Genomic DNA, 15942 nt, shown 5'->3' with positions numbered 1-15942 from the left:
CTACTCCGGGCGGGCCGGGCCGGCCGCGGCGTCGCGTACCGGCGATGAAGGTCTCCGGCGGCGAACCTACCCGCCGGACGCGTGGCTGTCCCGCCGATGACTGGAGGCGGGCTGTCCCGCCTGCACCCGAAGGGATGCGGGCGGGGGTCCCGCCGATGCTAACCAGCCGGTCACCGGCCGGTAAGTTCGCACCCATGACCGAGGTGACCTCCGACGCCGCCGCGACCCGGCTGCGCCGTTCCCCCCTGCACGAGCGGCACACCGCGCTCGGCGCCAAGTTCGCCCCCTTCGGGGGCTGGGAGATGCCGCTCGAGTACGCCGGCGGCGGCGTCCTCAAGGAGCACAGCGCCGTGCGTACCGGGGTCGGCGTCTTCGACGTCTCGCACCTCGGCAAGGCCCGGATCACCGGGCCGGGCGCCGCGGGCTTCGTCAACTCCTGCCTGTCCAACGACCTCGGCCGGATCGGCCCCGGCAAGGCCCAGTACACGCTCTGCTGCGACGACGCCACCGGCGGCGTGGTGGACGACATCATCGCCTACCTCTACGCCGAGGACCACGTCTTCCTGGTGCCGAACGCGGCGAACACCGCCGAGGTGGTCCGCCGGTTGCGCGCCGCGGCGCCCGAGGGCGTGGTCGTCACCGACGAGCACGAGGCGTACGCGGTGCTCGCCGTCCAGGGTCCGCGCTCGGCGGAGCTGCTGGGCCTGCTCGGCCTGCCCACGGAGCACGACTACATGAGCTTCTCGGCGGCCACGCTGAACGGCGTCGAGCTGACCGTCTGCCGCACCGGCTACACCGGCGAGCTCGGCTACGAGCTGGTCGTGCCGGCCGGCGACGCGCTCGCCGTGTGGGACGCGCTGTTCGCCGCCGGCGAGGCGGAGGAGCTGCGGGCCTGCGGCCTGGCCGCGCGCGACACCCTGCGCACCGAGATGGGGTACCCGCTGCACGGGCAGGACCTCTCCCTCGACATCACCCCGGTGCAGGCCCGCTCGGGCTGGGCGGTCGGCTGGGACAAGCCGGCCTTCTGGGGCCGCGACGTGCTGCGGGCCGAGAAGGCCGCCGGGCCTGCCCGCACGCTGCGTGGCCTGGAGGCGGTCGACCGGGCCATCCCGCGCCCCGGCATGGCCGTCTACGCGGGCGGCAAGCAGGTCGGCACGATCACCAGCGGCACGTTCAGCCCGACGAAGAAGCAGGGCATCGCCCTGGCCCTGGTCGACGCCGACCCGAAGCTCCCCGACGGTGAGGTGCTGGAGGTCGACATCCGCGGCCGCCGCGCCCAGATGCGCCTGACGCGACCACCCTTCGTCCAGCCCAGCGTCCGCTGACCCGCCGGCACCCGCGTCGATCATGAGGTTGGCGGCGATCTCGATCTCCCCGAGTGCCGCTAACTTCATGATCAACCGGGTGGGGTGGGGTCAGGAGTCGGTGGTCGGGGGTTCGCCGGCGTCCAGGACCGCCTGGGTCCAGCCGCCCTCGATGACGCCGGTGCCGTCCAGGACGGCCCAGTCGACGACGTCGGCGGCCTCCACCACGACCGGGGCGCCGATCCGGACCGTGGGGTCGCCGGCGGCGTCGCTGGCGCTGGCGCCGACGATGCGCTCCGGGGTGTCCCACGAGGTCACCCCGGCCCATACGTACTCGGGGCCGTCGTCGCCGGGCAGCCCGTACTTGACCACGAGCTGGCTCTCGGCGGGCAGCAGGCCGGCCAGGAAGCGGGCCCGGATGTCGTCCAGCGCGGCCCGGGCCGTGGCGATGGCCCGGCTCATCGCGTCGCCGGAGCGGGCGTACCGGACGTCGGGCTGGATGCCGTTGAACAGGGTCGCGCAGGCGGCGGCGAAGTAGCGGCCGGGCGGGCCCGGGTGCCCGGGCGGCGGGTTGAGGGTGAGGAACGAGTCGGCGTCCGGGTCGGTCGCCGGGTCCAGCTCCAGCCGCAGCAGCACCGGCGCCGTCGCGCCGTGCTGCTCCGGATTGCCGTACGCCACCGCGATGTCGTGCCCGGTCACCGTGGCCAGCACCGGGAGCTGCACGAACGCCGGCACCTCCTCGCCGGCCAGCCCCTCGGTCCAGTCCCGCAGCAGGCGCCGGGCCGCCCCGGTCATCACCGCGCCCCACGCCCGGGTGAGGTGGTCGGGCACGCCCTGTGCCTGGAGTTCCAGCAAGCCGAAGCGGCGCAGCCCCTTGGTGGTGAACCAGAGCCCGTCGGCGTCCGACGAGTAGGGCACCAGCACCCAGTCGACCAGCCGGATCCGGCCCTGGGCGTCGGGGAGGGAGCGCAGCGCGGTGGCCGGGTCGAGGAACTGCAGCCCGAAGACGTCCACCACGTCCCCGTCGACCGTTTCGGCGACCGCCGCGGCCACCGCCCGGGCCGCCCACTCGTGCGCCGGCGGCCAGCCCGGCCGGTATTCGGCCTGCACCACCACCAGATGCGTGGCGGCGGCCAGGCGGGCCAGCTGCGGCTCGGTCGCCCCGAACGCGGTGAGCAGGTCCGGCGGCAGCTCGGGGAACTCGCTGACCGGGCGGGTGTCCACGGTCATCAGCGGGCTGTCCAGCATCTGCCGGGCCAGCCCGTGCACCGGCTCGGCGAGCCGGCCGGCCAGCCGCTCCACGGCGGTCTTCGGGCTCACCTTGGGCAGGCCGACGATCGGCACCAGGTAGGTCGCGTCCAGCGACTCGGGCACCGGTACGGGCATGAAGTCGTCCGTGATGAGCATGCCGTCCCCCTCGACCGCGCCGGTGCACCTCGCCTGAGAACGCTACCCGCCCGGACGGGTGACCCTCAGGCGGACAGCACCAGTCCCAGGTAGGACAGCGTGGTGACGATCTCCACGAGGGCGCCGAGCACGTCGCCGGTGATCCCGCCCAGCCGGCGTACCAGATGCCGGAGCAGCCCGGCCGCGACGGCGAGCGCGGCCAGGACGGCGAGCGGCCCCTGCCACGGGCGGCCGGGCACCGCCGGCACGGCCAGCAGCGCCACGGCGGCCGTGCCGGCCACCAGCGCGACCGGTCCGACCGTGCCGGCCACCAGCGCGCCCAGGCCCTCCGGGCGGGCCGCCGGCACCCCGCGCCGGCAGGCCAGCGCGACACCCAGCCGGCCGGCCGCCGTGGCGGCGACCACCGCCGCGAGGGCCGCCGGCCGGGACCGCCCGGCCAGCTCCGCGAGCACCGCGGCCTGAAGCAGGAGTACGGCCACCAGCGCGACCACGCCGAACGGCCCGACGTCCGGCTTCTTCATGATCTCCAGCGCAGCCGGTCCGCGCCGGTAGGAGCCGAGCGCGTCCACCGTGTCGGCGAGCCCGTCCAGGTGCAGTCCCCGGGTGAGCAGCGCGCCCAGCGCCACGGTCACCCCGGCGGCGACCAGCGGGGGCGCGACCGCCGAGGCGAGCAGCAGCACCGCACCGAGGAGCGCGCCGAGCAGCGCCCCGACCGCCGGGGCGAGCGCCATGGCGGCGCCGGCCGCGGCCCGGTCCACCCGGCCGGCGCGTACCGGCGCCGTGGTGAAGGTGGTGAGCGCCAGCCGAATCCCGTCGCCGAGCCGGAACTCAGTCGGCACGGCGGCCGGGGGCGACCGGCTCGTCCGGCTCGATCGTGGTGGGCCCCGGTCCGGCCGGTTCCGGCTCGGTGAAGTCCGGCGCGGGCCCGGTGGACCCCGGCCCGGCCGGCTCGGTGCCGGTGAACCCGGGTCCGGCCGGCTGGGGCTCGGTGCTCGTGGGCCCCGGTCCGGCCGGTTCCGGCTCGGTGAAGTCCGGCTCGGGCCCGGTGCTCGTGGGGCCGGGGCCGGCCGGCTCGGGCTCGGTGAAGTCCTCGTCGTCCCCGCCGCCGAGCGACGGGTGCACGGGCAGGCCGGCGGCGAGCGCCAGCGCCGAGCGCAGCAGCGGCAGGGCGGCCAGCGCCGTCGCGCCCTCGCCCAGGTCGAGGCGCAGGTCCACCAGCGGGGTCAGGCCCAGCACGTCGGCGGCGAGCCGCACCCCGGGCCGGCCGCCGTGGTCGGGCAGCAGGCACCAGTGCCGGGCCTGCCCGGCCAGGTCGCGGCTGACCATGCCGGCGGCCACCCCGACCGGCCCGTCGAGCAGCACCGGCACGCGCCGGGCGGTCGCGCCGAGCAGCACGCCGGTGGCCACCGCCACGTCGCCGCCGCCCAGCTCGGCGAGCACGTCCTTGGCCTCCCGGGCGGAGCGCCGGGTGCGGTGCAGCGCGTCCCGGACGGCCGCGCAGCGGACCATCCAGGCGGCGTCGTCGAACTCGCCGTGCTCGGTGATCACCCGGCCGAGCACCGCCGGGGGTTCGGCGCCGGCCGTGGCCGCCAGCACCGCGGCGGCGGCCGTCTCGGTGCCGGCCCCGCACGCCGCCAGCACCAGCAGTTGTACGCCCGCGTCGGCGGCCTGCTCGGCGAGCCGCCAGCCGTAGCGCAGGGCCGACTCGACCTGCTCGCCGCTGAGCGCCGGCCCGTCCTCGATGGGTGCGGAGGTGGGCGCCTCGACCACCTGGAGGCCGGCGCCGTTCTCGGCCGCCAGCCGGGCGAGCGGTCCCCTGCCGGCGCGCGCCTGCCGGGCGCGGCGGGCCGACTCGCCGGGCGTCGCGCCCGCCGACGCCCCGCCCTCGTGGTCGCCGTGCAGCAGCAGCACCCGGACCGAGTGCCACGGCGCCGGGGTGGCGGTGCCCTGGGTGGCGCCCGCGAAGCCGACCACCCGCTCCAGCACGCCGAGACCGGCGCCGGGGATGTCCAGGGTGGCGAGCCGGTCGACCGCCTGCGGCCCGGTGTAGTCGTCGGGCATCGGCAGTTCCATGCCGGGCTGGATGACCAGGCCGGTGGCGACCATCGGCAGCGCCATGGTGGGCGCGGCCCAGTCGGCGGCGGGGGCCGCGGTGGCCGGCGCCGGGGCCGGGGCGGGCGGAGCGGTCGGGGTGAGCACCTCGGGCAGCGCCTCGTCGGGCACGCCCGTCACCGGCCGCGCCCCGGCGCTCGCCGCCAACTCCGGCGCGCCCGCCTGCCCGGGGCCGGCCTGCGCGAGGCCGCCCTGCGTGGGCGCCGTCTGTGCCGGGACGGTCGTGGGCGCGGCGGCCGGCTTCAGCCAGGCGGTCTGCCCGGCCACCACCAGCGCCACGGCGTCGCACGCCTCGGCGACCGCCCGGTTGGCCGCGCCCAGCGCGTCGGTGAACGCCCGGCCCAGCGGCGTGGTGGGCACCAGGGACAGGCCCACCTCCGGGCTGACCAGCACCAGCCGGGCGGCGCTGGCCCGGACCGCCGCGGCCAGCTCGGCGATGGTGGCCGTGTCGTCGGCGGGCTGGTGTGCCGGGTCGAGCAGCACGGTCACCCAGCCGCCCAGGTCGTCGACGAGCAGCGTCTCGTTCGGCCCGGCCGTCGCGATCACCTCGGCCAGCCGGCCGGGGTCCGCGGCGGTCTCCTCGGTGGTCCAGCTCCCGGGCCGGCGGGCCCGGTGCGCCGCGAGGCGGGTCGCCCACTCGGTGTCGTCCGGGTCCCCCTCGGGGGCGGTGGCCACGTACCGGACCGTGGGCGCGTCGGCGACCACCGACTCGGCGAACTCCGACTTGCCGGACCGGATACCACCGAGCACCAGGAGCGTGTTCCACCCGTCTACGGACATGCCCGTACCTTAAAGCCGCCCGCCGGGTCGCCGCCCGCCGCCCCGGCGTCAGTCGCAGTGCTCGAACGCGCTCGCGTAGCTGGCCCCGCCCGCCGACCCGCCCCACTTCACGCAGACCCCGGCGGCGGTGGCCCGCACCGGCCCGGCGTAGTACTGGTAGCCGCCGCTCTCGGTGTGCCGCGCCTTGCCCTGCACCTCCAGGTACGCGGTCACCGTGGTGGCCCGCCCGACGTCGGTGTCCTTGAGGGTCACCACGCAGTTGGCGCTGCTCGCGGTGCTGTAGAGCAGGTAGACCCGCCCCTGGCGCACCCCGCCGGCGGTCAGCGTCGCCGAGTCGATCACCTGGTAGCCGCTGCCGCACACCTGCGTCGCCGAGTACGGCTGCTTCGGCGTGGCCTTGCTCCCGGTCGGCGCGGGCGCACCGGTGGTCGGCGCGGGGTCCCCGGCCGGCGGGGTGCCGGCGTCCGGGGCGGGACGGCTCGGCGTGGCCGACGGCGACCGGCTCGGCCGCCCGCTCCGGCTCGGCGTCGGCTGCGGGCCGGAACCGGCGCCCACACTCGCGCCGGCCGACGCCTCGGGCTGCGCCGGGTCGGCGACCGCGGACTCACCGGCCAGCGCGGCCGGGCCGCGCCCCGGATCCCTGCCGTCGGGGGAGCGCAGCACGGCCACGACCACCGCGGTCAGCACGGCGACCAGCACCACGCCGGCCGCCCCGGCCAGCGCCAGCGCCCGGCCGCGACCCCGGCCCTCCGCCGGCTCCTCCAGCGTCGGCGGCACGCCCGAACCGGCGTGCCGGTCCCGCAGCGACCCGTGGCCGGGCCCGCCGCCGGGCTGCGCGACGCCGACCGACCAGGCTGGGCCCGGCGCGGGCACCGGACCGTGCGCAGGGACGGGTCCGGACGCCGCCGGAGCAGGCCCGTAGGCAGCGGGGGCGCCGGGGACGGAACCGGGAGCGCCGGAGGCGTGCCCGGTAGCGGGCGCGGGACCGGGCGTCGAGGCGCGGGCGGCCGGATCAGAGGTGGCGGGCGCCTGCCCGAAGGTCGCGGGGGCGCGTCCGGGCGCGGGCGTCGCGCCGCTCGCGGCCGGATCGGGCCCGGCGGTGGGCAGCGGCGCGGCCGGGAACGCCGCGGGCGGTACGGCCGCCGGGGGCTGACCGACGGGCGGTTGCCCGGTGGATGGCGTACCAGCGGGCGGGCCGGGGGTCGGCGCGGGCGCCGGCAGGACGGCGGGGCCCGCGACCGCCCACGGCGGGCGGGGCGGTTCGGGGAGCCGGGCCAGGGTGGCGTCCCGGGCGTCCTGGGCGGCCTCGGCCAGGGCGAGCGCGCTCGGGAACCGGTCGGCCGGGCGCTTCGCCAGCGCGCGGCCAACCACCTCGACCACGGCCGGCGGGGTGCCCACGAGCGGCGGCGGCTCGTCCTGCACGTGCCGCATGGCCACCTGGAGCGGGTTGTCGCCCTCGAAGGGCGGCCGCCCGGCCAGGCAGAAGTAGGCGACGGCGCCGAGCGCGTAGACGTCGGTGACCGGCGAGACCGGCTGGCCGGCGGCCTGCTCCGGCGACATGTACGAGGCGGTGCCGAGCACCATGTGCGCGGCCGTGATGCCCGCCATGGTGGTGGCCCGGGCGATGCCGAAGTCGACCAGCACCACCGTGCCGTCCCGTTTGACCAGCAGGTTCCCGGGCTTCACGTCGCGGTGGACGATCCCGGCGAGGTGGGCGGCGTGCAGGGCGTGCGCGGCCTGCCCCACCACCGACATGGTGGACGCCGGGTCGAGCCGGCCGGCGCGCCGGATCCAGGTGACCAGCGGCTCGCCGTCGACGTACTCCATCACGAGGTAGCTGACCTGGCTGCCGTCGGCGAGGGTGGCGGAGCCGAAGTCGTGGACCTGCACGATGCCGGGGTGCCGCAGCGCGGCCAGCATCCGGGCCTCGGCGTGGAAGCGGGTGGTGAACTCGGGATCGGCGACCAGCGACGGCAGCAGCACCTTCACCGCGACCTCGCGGCCCAGCAGGGTGTCGGTGCACTTCCAGACGGCCCCCATGCCGCCCGTCGCGATGCGTTCGCCCAGCCGATAGCGATCGCTGAGCACCACTCCTTGAGTCAGCACCGGGCCACCGTACCGGTCGGGGTGGTGGGCATGATCCATGTGGCGGCCGGGCCGTCCCGCGTCGGGCCGACTAGGCTTGCGGGGGTTTCCGTCCCAGGGCGACGGCGGCGAGGGGAGACGCGGCATGGCGTGGAGCTGGCGGTACGAGGGCACGAACGGCGCTTCGGTCGACGGGCCGGGTGAGTCGTTCCCCAGCCAGGCGGACGCCGAGTCGTGGATCGGCCAGGCCTGGCGGGAGCTCGCGGCGTCCGGCGTCACCTCCGTCGCGCTGCTCGAGGACGACCGGGTGGAATACCGCATGAGCCTGCTACCCCCGGCCGAATGACGAGCTACGACCGCCCGCGCGACCCGCTGGTGCTCGGGGTGCCCCGGGCGGCGTTCCGGCCCAGCGCGATCTTCCTGGCCCTGGTCGCGCTCTTCGTGGCCAGCGGGGTGATGGCCTGGAACCGGTTCGGCAACGTCCGGTTCGACGTCTTCCTCTTCGTGGTCTCCGGCTGGCTGATCTCGCTCTGCCTGCACGAGTACGCGCACGCCGTGGTCGCGTACCGGGCCGGGGACCGGGACATCGCGCACCGGGGCTACCTGACGTTGAACCCGCTCAAGTACACGAACCCGCTGCTGTCCATCGTGCTGCCGGTGGTCGTGGTGCTGCTCGGCGGCATCGGCCTGCCGGGCGGCGCGGTCTGGGTCGACCGGCACGCCATCCCGGGCCGGCTGCGGCACACCCTGGTCAGCCTGGCCGGGCCGGCCACCAACGTGCTGTTCACGCTGCTGCTGGTGCTGGCCGTGCGGATCGGCCTGGACGTCGGCGGCCCGGTGGAGTTCGGGGCCGGGGTGGGGCTGCTGGCGTTCCTCCAGCTCACCGCCAGCGTGCTCAACCTGCTGCCGGTGCCCGGCCTGGACGGCGGCAACATGATCCAGCCGTGGCTCAGCCCGCAGTACCGGCGGATGTACGACCTGTTCGCCCCGTACGGCTTCATCCTGCTGTTCGCGCTGCTGTGGAGCCCGCGGATCGGCAACGTGTTCTTCGGGGCCGTCTTCGACGTGGCGGACTTCCTCGGGCTGCCGCCCCAGCTCTACGTCCTCGGGCTCGAACTGATCCGGTTCTGGCGGGGCTGACGCACCGCCGGCGGGAGCCGCCGCGCAGCGGCGGGGTGCCCACGGCGGCGCGTACCCCGAGGGGTCCCGGGCCGGCGCGGAGGCCGCGCCGACCCGGGAGAGCGTCACGGACGCTGCGCCGGGCTCTCGGTCTTCGCCGGGTCCCGCTCGGTGACCGGCTCGACGATCTCGTCGATCGCCTTGAGCAGGTCGGCGTCGAGCTTCACGCCCGCCGCCTTCACGTTGTCGTGCACCTGGTCGGGCCGGGACGCGCCGACGATCGCCGAGGAGACGTTCGGGTTCTGCAGCACCCACGCGACGGCGAGCTGGGCCATGGTCAGGCCGGCCTGCTCCGCGAGGGGCTTGAGCCGCTGCACCCGGGTGAGCACCTCGTCGGTCATGAACCGCGCGATGAACCCGGCGCCCGACTTCTCGTCGGTGGCGCGGGAACCGGCCGGCGGCGGCTGGCCCGGCAGGTACTTGCCGGACAGCACGCCCTGGGCCATGGGCGACCAGACGATCTGGCCGACGCCCAGCTCCTCGCTGGTGGGGATGACCTCGGCCTCGATGACGCGCCACAGCATCGAGTACTGCGGCTGGTTGGAGACCAGCGGGATCCGCAGCTCACGGGCGAGCGCGTGCGCCTCGCGGATCTGCGACGCCTTCCACTCGGAGACGCCGATGTAGTGCGCCTTGCCGGAGTGCACGATGTCGGCGAACGCCTCCATCGTCTCCTCCAGCGGGGTGCTGTAGTCGTAGCGGTGGGCCTGGTAGAGGTCGACGTAGTCGGTCTGCAGGCGGCGCAGCGAGCCGTTGATCGACTCCAGGATGTGCTTGCGGGACAGGCCCCGGTCGTTGCGGCCCGGCCCGGTCGGCCAGAACACCTTGGTGAAGATCTCCAGCCCCTCGCGGCGCTCGCCCTTGAGCGCGCGGCCGAGCACCTCCTCGGCCTTCGTGCCGGCGTAGACGTCGGCGGTGTCGAAGGTGGTGATGCCGGTGTCCAGGGCGGCCCGCACGCAGGCGGTCGCCGCCTCCTCCTCGACCTGCGAACCGTGGGTGATCCAGTTGCCGTACGAGATCTCGCTGACCAGCAGGCCCGAGCGGCCTAGGTGTCGGAATTCCATGCCCCGACCCTAGCCCTGCCCGATCATGGTCGGCGTGCGGCGCGGCGGGGGTGTGACGCTCCCGGCGATCGTCAGAGCACCGGGCTGGTGTCGGCGAGCAGCCGGTCGATCTCCGCGACCACCGCGGCCCGCCCCGGGTGCACCGGGTCGATGAGCGGGTCGCCCCGCCGGTCCAGCGCACCCCACCGGCCCGACTCGTCGCCCACCAGGAACGCCACCGGGTGCACCACCAGCACCGGGTACGCCGGCGAGACCAGCAGCCGGCCCGTCCGGTCCACCACGCCCCGGCGGCCGGCCAGCTCCACCACGGCCAGGCCGTCCTCGGTGAAGCCGTCCACCTGGCGGCCGTCGGCCAGCGCCGTGGTGAGACCGTGGTACCGGGTCGGCACCACCACCTGGCCGGTCCGGTCCACCGCGCCCCAACCGCCGTTCTGCCGGACCGCCGCCAGGCCGCCCCGGAACGGCCGGACGTCCTCGTAGCCCGGCGGGATCTTCACGATGTTGGTCGGGTCGACCGCCATCCACCGGCCCTTGCCGTCCATCGACACCCAGGCCAGCCCCTCCGAGAACGAGCCCACCCCCCGGTAGCCGTTGTTCGCCTCGATCAGCGCCGCGCCGCTCGTGTCGATGAGCGCCCAGCGGGACGCCTCCGGGCGGCGTACCCACGCCAGGCCCTCGCGGAACGGCTGCACCTCGGCGTACCGGTGCGCGATCACCAGCTCGCCCTCGGCGTCCGCGTACCCCCAGAGCTCCTGCTCCTCGTCGAACGTCGGCACCGGGTACCGCTCGCCGCCCAGCAGCGCCTCCCGGCTGCGCGGCTTCGGCCCGAACCCGCCGACCGCGGCCCGCTCGGCCACCGCGTCCAGCGCCAGCGTAGTCCGCGCGTTCAGCTCGCCGTCCGCACCCTGGCGCAGATCCAGCGCCCGCTCGAAGTGCAGGCACGCCTCGGTCAGCCGGCCCTGGTCATAGCAGGACCGGCCGGCGTGCTCGTGCAGCACCGCGCGCAGCCGGTCGGGCAGCTCCGGCGAGTTGGCCTCCGCGAACAGCCGGTCCGCCTCCGCGTACTCGCCCCGCCAGCGCAGCACCTCGGCCAGCCGCGCGCGGGCCAGCGCGGTCCGCCGCAACTCACCGGTGGCCTCCGCGTACGTGAGCGCGAGCCGCGCGTCGGCCAGGGCGTCGTCCAGCTCGCCGAGGACCCGGGACGCCACCGAGCGCAGGCTGAGCAGCCGGGCCCGGCTGCGGTTGTCCACCGCGCTGCCGAGCTTGGCGGTGAGGCCGTCCCGGATCTCGCGCAGCGCCAGGGGATCGGGGGCCTCCTCGCGGAGGGTCTCCGGGTCCAACCGCCAGCGGACGGCGGCCAGGGCCTGCTCCGGATCGGCCGGGCGGGCCTCGCGCTGCTCATCGCCGCCCGCCTCGTCGGCCTTCCCGTGGCCGGCGGCTTGGTGGTCGGAGCTGTGCTGGTCGGCCGCTTCCTGGTCGGCCGTCTCCTGATCGGTCTCCTGCTGGTCGGCCGTTTGGTGGTCGGCGGTTTGGTGGTCGACCGCATCCCGGGCGCCCGAATCCTGGTCGGCCGCATCCTGGCCGGCCGTTTCGTGGTCGGCGGCTTCCCGGGCGCCCGAATCCTGGTCGGCCGTTTCGTGGTCGGCGGCTTCCGCGTCGGTCGGTCCGGTCGCCGGCGTGGGGGATGCCACCTCGGTCGGGGTGGACGGTGCCGGTGCCGGTACGTCCGGTGTGGCCGGCGGGACGGGACGGGCCTGGTCGGTGGTGGCGGTCGGCTCGTGCCGGGTCGCGGCGGCCTCGTGCGGCGCGGCCGCTGTCGCGGCGGCCCCGTGCGGCGCGGCCGCTGTCGCGGCGGCCCCGTGCGGCGCGGCCGCTGGCGCCGCGGCCGCGTGCGGCGCGACCGCTGTAGCGGCGGCCTCGTACCGCGTGGCCGCTGGCGCGGCGGCTTCCGGCGCCGGTGCCGCCTGTTCCGATACGTCGGCCTGCTCCGGTGCGCGTGGCGCCGGAGCGACGGTCGAGGGCGCGGCGTCCCGGGTGGCCTCGGCCGGTGCGTCGGCCCCGGTCGGCGGACAAGGCGTCGGGGCGGCCGGCGCGTCCTCGGTGGCCGGCTGTGCGGGCGCCATCGCCTCGGTGGACCGGCCGGGCGTGGTGGTCGGCTCGTGCGTGGTCGGCGCGGGCGGGTGGTGCGGCACGCCGTGGGCGGGTGGCCCGGAGACCGGCCTCGCGGAATCGGCCACCGGGGCTCCGGAGACGGGCGCGGCGGAATGCGGGGTGGGCGTTGCCGAGACGGGCGTGGCCGCGTTCGGAGTGGTGTCGGTGAGCTCCGCCCCGGCCCGGACGTCGGGGGCGGGGGCGGACAGATCCCGGTCGGATGCGGTGTGCTCCGGACGGGGAGCCACCTGAGCCTCGGGCGCCGGGTCGGACAGGTCCGACGTCGGCCGGGCCACGGTCGCGTCGGCTTCCGGGGTCTCGTCCGGGGCGTCGGGTGCCGGGACGGGCGCCTCCGGCGACGCCGGCTCATCCGACCCGAACCAGGCGTCCGCGGAGGCGGCCGGCGCCTCGGCCGATCGGCCCGACGCCGGGTTCTCCGGCCGGTCGGTGACCTCGCCGAGCTCACCGTGCCCGTCGGCGGCGGCAGGTGCGGGAATCGGGTCGCCCTCGTCCGGCAGGCCGGGGCCGGCCGGCCGGGTCACGTGGTTGTCGCCCGCCGGTCGGGCGGCCTCGACAGGGGCGGCCGGACCGGCGGTGCTGCCGGGTCGGTTGCCCTCGACGGGCGCGGCCGGACCGGCGGTGCTGCCGGGTCGGTTGCCCTCGACGGGCGCGGCCGGACCGGCGGTGCTGTCCGGACGGTTGCCCTCGGCGGGCCCGGTCGGCCGGTGCTCCGGCGGGGCGACTCCCGCGCCGGGGTAGGCAGGCGGGGCGGGTCGGCCCGGTGCGGCCGCTGCCGGCGTCTCGCCGGGCCCGGCCTGCGGTGGCGGGGCGGTCCGGGGGCGGTCGACCGCCGGCCGCTCGGCAGGGTAGGCGGGTGGGGTCGCGGCCGGTTCCGTCGGCCGGTCGAAGCGGTCGCCCGGCGCCGATCGGTCGCCGGAGCCGGTCGGCCGACCCGAACCGGGCGCACCAGAGGTCGGCGCGTCAGAGGTGGGCGCGTCAGGGATGGGCGCGCCGGGGACCGGCTCGCCGGTGGTGGGGGCGCCCGAGACGGGGGCCGCGGGAATCGGTGGGCCGGACACGGGTGCGCCGGACGCCGGCCGCACCGGCACGGGCGCGCCGAAGACCGGCGGCGCAGACACGGGTGCTCCCGGCACGGGCGCGCCGAAGACCGGCGGTGCAGACACGGGTGCTCCTGGCACGGGCATGCCGGAGACGGGCGCGTCGGCGGCCGGCGCAGCCGACACCGGCGCACCCGACACCGGCGTGGCCGGCAGGGGCGCGTCGGAGTGGGGTGCCGCCCGGCGTGGGTCCGGGCGGGTCGCGGGCTCCACCGGTGACCGCCGGACGTCGTCGGGCCGGGCCGGCGGGGCCGGCTGACGCAGCTGGTCCGGCTGCGCCGGCTGACGCCACTCGTCCGGGTGCGCCGACGGCACGGGACGCTGGCGGGCCTCGTCGGGCCGCGGCGGAGGCGGTGCCATCGGCCGGTCCTGCCGCTCCCCGGGGCGGGTCGGGGCGGCCGGCACGGCAGCCTCGCGCCCCTGGTCCGGTCGGGTGCCGGGCGGGGGCTGCTGCCGGACCTCGTCGGGACGCACGGGTCGGTCCCGAAGCTCGTCCGGGCGGGTACGCGCCGCCGGCTCGACCGGCGGTCGCCAGCCGTCGCCCGGCCGGGCCGGTCCGGGCTCGCCCGGCCGTCCCTGCCACCCGTCGGGTTGCGGCCGGAACTCCGGGCGAGGCCCGACCGGTTCAGGACGCGGAGCGGCCGAATCAGGCCGCGGCTCGACCGACTCCGGTCGAGGCCCGACCGACTCGGGCCGGCGCACGACCGGTTCAGGTCGGGGAGCGGTCGACTCAGGCCGGCCGGACTCCGGCCCAGGCCCGACCGACCCGGGGCGGGGACCGTTGACCTCGGGCCGGGGACGGACCGGCTCCGGCCGGCCGTCCATCGGTTCCGGGCGCGGACGGGCCGGCTCCGGCCGTGGGCCGACAACCTCCGGCCGCGGGACGCGCGACTCGGCGCGGGGGCCGTCGTAGCGGGCCGCCTCCTCGGCCGGCTGCGGGCGGGGTCGGGCCGGCTCGGGCCGTGGGCCGACAATGTCCGGCGCCGGGGCGCGCGACTCGGGGCGGGGGCCGTCGTAGCGGGCCGCCTCGTCCATCGGGCGGGCGGGGCGGGCGTCGGGGCCCGGCCGGTCGACCGACGGACGGTGCCGCTCGTCGGGCCGGTACGCGGCCGGCTCGGTACGCGGTCGCCGCTCGACGACCGGCCATTCCCCGTGCTGCGGGCGGGTGCGGTCGCCGGGCGGCCGCTGACCTTCCCGGCGCTCCTCGGGCCGGAACGCGGCGGGACGCGACTCGCCGTACCCACCCGGCTCGGCGCGGTACGGGTCCATCGGCCGGCGCCCGACCTCGGGCCCCTCCCGGTACGTCTCGGCCCGCGCGGCCGCCTCCCGTCGCGGCGGTCCGTCGTATCCCGGTTCCCGGCGCGGTGTCCCCTCGTATCCCCGGTCCGGTTCCCGGCGCGGCGGTCCGTCGAGCCCGCGACCCGACTCGCCACGCGGCGGTCCGTCGTAACCCCGGCCCGGCTCACCCCGCGGCGGCCCGTCGAACCGGGGGCCGGCGGGCTGGCGGAGGTCCTGGTTCCGCGGGTCCGGACGGGCTGCCCCGGCGTCGCGGCGGCCGGCGAACCCCTGGTCGTCCCGACCGGGCGCCTCCTGGTCGCGTCGCTCCGCCGGACGCCCGGGGTCGGCCTCCCGCCGACCGGTCCGCCCGTCGACCGCCGCCACGCGCTCGCCGTCGAACCGTGCCTCCCGCCGGTCGTCGAAGCCCGGATCACGCCGGCCGTCAAAGCCCGGCTCACGCCGGCCGTCGAACGCCCGGTCGCGCCGGCCGTCGAACGCCGGTTCCCGCCGGTCCACCGGCCCGCCCGGCGGCGGGTTGGTCCGGCCGTCCGCCGGGCCGCGGTGCTGCTCCGGCCGGCCCGATCGCGGCGCGTGGTGGGGGTACTCGTCGGGCTCCGGCATCCAGCCGGGCTCGGGAGCGGGGGAGACCGGCCGGTGCGGCGCCGTCCCGCGCGCCGCCTCCGGGCGTACCCATCGCTGGTCGAACCGGTCGTCCGGCGCGCCGCGCCGGGGACCGTCGTCGGGCCGCCGCCCGTTGCCGTCCGGACGCGCGCCGCGCCGGCCGTCGAGGTCGTCCGGTCCGGCGGGGCTGACCGGGTACGCCCCGCGCCGCCGGTCGAGATCGTCGGGGCCGCCCGGATACGCCCTGCGCCGCCGGTCCAGGTCGTCGGGTCCCGCCGGGCTGACGGGGCTGGTGCCGCGCCGCCGGTCGAGGTCGTCGGGCGCGGCGGGGCTGACCGGGTAGGTGCCACGCCGCCGGTCCAGGCCATCAGGCCCCGCAGGGCTGACGGGGTACGTGCCGCGTCGCCGGTCGAGGCCGCCGGGTCCGGCCGGGCTGACGGGGTGCGGACCACGCCGCCGGTCCAGGTCGTCCGGTCCCGCCGGGCTGACCGGGTACGCGTCCTCGCCTCCCGGCGCCGGGCTGACCGGGTGCACCTCGGCCCGGCCGACAACGGCCCGGCCGCGCGGCGCCGGCGGGGTCAGGTACTCGAGGCCGATGTCGCCCGGATAGCGCTGGCCCGGGAACTGCGGATGCCACTCGTGGGTGGGTTCGGCCGCCCAGGACGGTTCGGCCGGCTCGCGCCAGCGGTCCCAGCCGCTCATCGGGAGACCCTGTCGCCGCCCGCGCGGCGCGGCCCCGGGGCCGGCTCGCGTCGCTCGCTCACGGCGATGTCACCTCGTTGGAAATTGTCGCGCTGGGCACCCGTCGCGCCGGTAGAGTCGCCCGGTCCAGCACGTCGTGGC

9 protein-coding genes are annotated in these 15942 nt (G+C 77.6%); 3 read left to right on the top strand and 6 right to left on the bottom strand.

The window, feature by feature from the left end; translation table 11 throughout:
- Positions 1–194 precede the first annotated feature (194 nt).
- Positions 195–1325, top strand: coding sequence for a glycine cleavage system aminomethyltransferase GcvT (gene gcvT, locus GA0070214_RS23990; protein ID WP_091268351.1), 1131 nt, complete (start codon positions 195–197; stop codon positions 1323–1325).
- Positions 1326–1415: 90 nt separating this feature from the next.
- On the opposite strand, the gene GA0070214_RS23985 is transcribed toward gcvT, so the two are convergent.
- From GA0070214_RS23985 to GA0070214_RS33065, 4 genes are all read right to left on the bottom strand, one after another.
- Positions 1416–2711, bottom strand: coding sequence for a DUF2314 domain-containing protein (locus tag GA0070214_RS23985; RefSeq protein WP_091268349.1), 1296 nt, complete (start codon positions 2709–2711; stop codon positions 1416–1418).
- A gap of 65 nt (positions 2712–2776) precedes the next feature.
- Complete coding sequence (locus GA0070214_RS23980; protein WP_091268347.1) at positions 2777–3550, bottom strand: adenosylcobinamide-GDP ribazoletransferase; 774 nt, start codon at positions 3548–3550, stop codon at positions 2777–2779.
- A complete protein-coding gene (locus GA0070214_RS23975) occupies positions 3540–5603 on the bottom strand; it encodes a bifunctional adenosylcobinamide kinase/adenosylcobinamide-phosphate guanylyltransferase (protein WP_091268343.1) in 2064 nt (687 codons plus the stop codon). The genes GA0070214_RS23980 and GA0070214_RS23975 overlap by 11 nt, the downstream gene beginning before the upstream one ends.
- A 48-nt stretch (positions 5604–5651) precedes the next feature.
- A complete protein-coding gene (locus GA0070214_RS33065; protein WP_244167822.1) occupies positions 5652–7709 on the bottom strand; it encodes a serine/threonine-protein kinase in 2058 nt (685 codons plus the stop codon).
- Positions 7710–7833: 124 nt separating this feature from the next.
- Between GA0070214_RS33065 and GA0070214_RS23965 the strand changes: the two genes are divergently transcribed.
- Positions 7834–8034, top strand: a complete 201-nt coding sequence (locus GA0070214_RS23965; protein ID WP_091268332.1) for a hypothetical protein — start codon at positions 7834–7836, stop codon at positions 8032–8034.
- Entirely contained in the window at positions 8031–8828 is a 798-nt protein-coding gene (locus GA0070214_RS23960) for a site-2 protease family protein (protein ID WP_091268329.1), read from the top strand. Before GA0070214_RS23965 ends, GA0070214_RS23960 begins: the two co-directional genes overlap by 4 nt.
- Positions 8829–8932: 104 nt before the next feature.
- Here GA0070214_RS23960 and GA0070214_RS23955 read toward each other — a convergent pair whose 3' ends face one another.
- Both GA0070214_RS23955 and GA0070214_RS32590 read right to left on the bottom strand, forming a co-directional pair.
- Positions 8933–9931, bottom strand: a complete 999-nt coding sequence (locus GA0070214_RS23955) for an aldo/keto reductase family protein (protein ID WP_091268326.1) — start codon at positions 9929–9931, stop codon at positions 8933–8935.
- A gap of 71 nt (positions 9932–10002) precedes the next feature.
- Positions 10003–15801 carry a WG repeat-containing protein gene (locus GA0070214_RS32590; RefSeq protein ID WP_244167821.1) on the bottom strand — a complete coding sequence of 1933 codons (5799 nt, stop codon included), beginning with the start codon at positions 15799–15801 and terminating at the stop codon, positions 10003–10005.
- Positions 15802–15942 lie beyond the last annotated feature (141 nt).

The sequence above is a fragment of the Micromonospora chaiyaphumensis genome (assembly GCF_900091435.1).
GTDB lineage: Bacteria > Actinomycetota > Actinomycetes > Mycobacteriales > Micromonosporaceae > Micromonospora > Micromonospora chaiyaphumensis.
This window is presented reverse-complemented; position numbering and strand designations above follow the sequence as displayed.

What these genes read in the sequence shown, in the direction of transcription:
- GA0070214_RS23955 (WP_091268326.1), bottom strand. Translation starts at nt 9,931, where the DNA reads ATGGAATTCCGACACCTAGGCCGCTCGGGCCTGCTGGTCAGCGAGATC.
- GA0070214_RS23975 (WP_091268343.1), bottom strand. Translation starts at nt 5,603, where the DNA reads ATGTCCGTAGACGGGTGGAACACGCTCCTGGTGCTCGGTGGTATCCGG.
- GA0070214_RS32590 (WP_244167821.1), bottom strand. Translation starts at nt 15,801, where the DNA reads ATGAGCGGCTGGGACCGCTGGCGCGAGCCGGCCGAACCGTCCTGGGCG.
- gcvT (WP_091268351.1), top strand. Translation starts at nt 195, where the DNA reads ATGACCGAGGTGACCTCCGACGCCGCCGCGACCCGGCTGCGCCGTTCC.
- GA0070214_RS23965 (WP_091268332.1), top strand. Translation starts at nt 7,834, where the DNA reads ATGGCGTGGAGCTGGCGGTACGAGGGCACGAACGGCGCTTCGGTCGAC.
- GA0070214_RS23985 (WP_091268349.1), bottom strand. Translation starts at nt 2,711, where the DNA reads ATGCTCATCACGGACGACTTCATGCCCGTACCGGTGCCCGAGTCGCTG.
- GA0070214_RS23960 (WP_091268329.1), top strand. Translation starts at nt 8,031, where the DNA reads ATGACGAGCTACGACCGCCCGCGCGACCCGCTGGTGCTCGGGGTGCCC.